Genomic DNA, 2,788 nt, shown 5'->3' on the forward strand with positions numbered 1-2,788 from the left:
CTAATGGTCGAGTGCTCACGACCGTGGCCGGGCACGACATCCCATCAGCGATGCAGACCTCCTGGTGCGCCGGTGGAGGCACGGTCTGACGTCAGGACTCGGCACTCGGTCCGGTCGAGAAGAGTGCTCATCCACCAGCGGTTACCAGGTGCCCAAGTCTGCCGGACGGCCAGGCTTGGTACCTCCCATTAGTCGAGTATGAGCTTGCGGGCGGCGGCGATGGCATCGTCGCGTGAGCGTACTCCGAGCTTGCGGTAGAGCGAACGCAGTTGAGTCTTGACGGTATTGACGCTGACGAACTGTTCTTTTGCGATCGTCCCGGCGGTCCCTCCGGCAAGCAATGCCTCGAGCACGACGCGTTCTCTCGGACTCAGGCGCACGATCGGCCGGTAGGAGGGATAGACCTCGAACTCGAAGGCCCTGTCGGCCACGATCGTCGGGTACTTACTCTCGAGCGAGACGAGGTCCTGCACCATCGGTGCGGGGAGCAAGAGGAAGGGCCGCGCCAACCCGCTGTGGCGGAACAACGCGACGGCACGATCGAGATGGCGTCCGGCTCGGGCGCGGTCTCCACGTGCCGAGGCCGCGGCAGCGCCGATGACGGCCAGTTCCATCGATGTCCGGACGGAACAGCGACGATCGGTGCGATAGCGTTCGACGATGTGTTCGGCGCCGGTCGGGTCAGCAGTGAGCAATCGCATCCTGGCACGCACAGGCGCGGTGAGCGGATGGTCCGCCTCGCCGATGACATACCGAGCCCGTTCGAGGTCTCCGCAAGCCAGATACAGGTCAGCTCGAACGACATTGACGAGTGTTGCCGCGATTCCGGAGAAGAGTTTCGGATAGCGCCGGATCTGGGCCTCGATATGTCGCAGGCCATCGGCCGGCATCCCGGTCAGCAAGGCGTGCTGTCCATGTGTGTAGAGGACGAACGCCCAGAATTCCTCGTTGTCGGCGGGACTGCCGAGGTCGGTGAGGACATCGAGCGCGGTATCCGGGTCGAGCCGGTCGAGTGCCACCAATGCGGTGGCCACACAGCCGGCGGTACGGACGAGTTTCTCGCTCACGTCCGGAAGCGGGCGATGGCGTTTTTCCCGCTCGATCCACAGGTCTGCGTCGGTGCACGCGCCGTGAAACGCATCGATGAGGGCGAGTTTGCCGGCGGCGTCCCGCTCGACGAACATTCCCGCTCCGGCGTGATGGGCCCGCCGGAACATCACGGCAGCCTCATCGGTACGGTCGACCAGTAGATACGTGATGCCGATGTGCAAGTAGTAGAACGCGTAAGCGGATCGGATCGGGTCACCGAGTTCGTCGAACACCGGCACCGGTTCGTTTGAGACGGCGTCGCAGACGGCAGCGGCCTCGGCCAAATTCCCGTCGACTCGCAGTGCCATCGTGTGCATGATCGTCTCGGCGGGATCGGTTGGTGTATCGGAGGAACGGGGTTCAACTGTCGCCACGGGCACATCCCGCGGAGCGGCGAACTGGCGATGCAGGCGCCGGATGGCCGCAACGGTCGGGTGAGTGGCGGCGATCTCGGTGGGGATGTGTTCGATCAGGGCGTCACCGAGGGTTTGGAGGAAGCCACCCGTATACAGGGTGATCCAGTGTTCGTCCACGATCGCAAGTGCCACCTGCCAACGCCGTCCTTCAATCGCGTGTGTCAGCGCGAGATGCGGATCTGCCCGGTCGAGCCAGTACCGGACCAGCGCAGTCTCTGTCGCATGGAGTGCGCCGGGACAGGCGTTCTCAGCCAGACGGCGCAACGCGGCGCGGACCACCTCCGGATACCGCCATCGCACCGATCCGGGACTGTCATCGCCGTTCGGATCAGAGACACGGTCGATCATGCCGGCAGCATCCAGCGTTCCGATCACTGCGGTGCCGTCGGCACACTGCGGAATTGCCGCGGCGGTGGAGGTTGTCAACGGGGAGGCCACCGACGAGAGAAGCACCGTCCGACGCACCGGTGCCAGAACCGGGTCGTCATCGAGAATCTGCAGGAGAACCCTATCCACGGCGGAGTCTATGTCTCTGTCAAGCTGATCCGTGTCTGCAGCCGGCGAGTCCGAGGCCGCCGGCAGAGTCGAGCACACGGCATCGATGAGCAGGGGAAAAGCGCCGGTTCGGCGCATGATCCAGTGCACTACCCGTAAGTCTTCGCCCGCCGCGGACCCCTGCAGAGACGCCCTTGTCTCCTCTGCAGTGAAAGCCAGCACATCCGAGGTGAGCAAGATCCGACCGGGACACTCGTCGACCAGTTCGGGCCACGATCCTCTCGTCCGGGTCGTCACAACGATCCGCAGGCCAGGACAGCGGGCAAGCAGTTCCCCGACACGAGCTTCGATCGCCGTCACTCCGTCGAGCACCAGCACGATCGGCCGGTCCACGGCGGTGACAGCCGCGCACACCGCGTCGAAGTCGTCGATCCGCTCCTGCGGGGGCTCGAGGCAGAGGACCGAACACGTCGCGGTCAAGACTTCGCCCCAGTAATGACGGGGGAGCACCCGCGACGTCGAACTGTCGACGACAATGACGGCCGAGCCCGGGACGGGATCCGTGCTCAGCCAGGTGCGCAGCAGCGTCGTCTTTCCCATGAACCGGTTGCCCTGGACGACGACCAACGACGCCGTGGACGACAACCCCGGAAAAAGACGGGCACGGGATACAAGAACGGGTTCCGGCACCTATCGGGACTCCTCAATCCGATCTATGCGAGCGCCCCGACACGCATATCACATTGGCCACTCATGAAACATGAGCAACAGTGAGGTTTTCTCACCAG

At 64.3% G+C, this 2,788-nt stretch carries 1 protein-coding gene; it reads right to left on the bottom strand.

Annotated features, from left to right (window positions below; all coding sequences use genetic code 11):
* Positions 1–188: 188 nt before the first annotated feature.
* Positions 189–2,393 carry a helix-turn-helix transcriptional regulator gene (locus A8G15_RS28035; RefSeq protein WP_169833957.1) on the bottom strand — a complete coding sequence of 735 codons (2,205 nt, stop codon included), beginning with the start codon at positions 2,391–2,393 and terminating at the stop codon, positions 189–191.
* Between the last annotated feature and the right edge of the window lie 395 nt (positions 2,394–2,788).

The organism is Rhodococcus phenolicus, assembly GCF_001646785.1.
GTDB lineage: Bacteria > Actinomycetota > Actinomycetes > Mycobacteriales > Mycobacteriaceae > Rhodococcus > Rhodococcus phenolicus.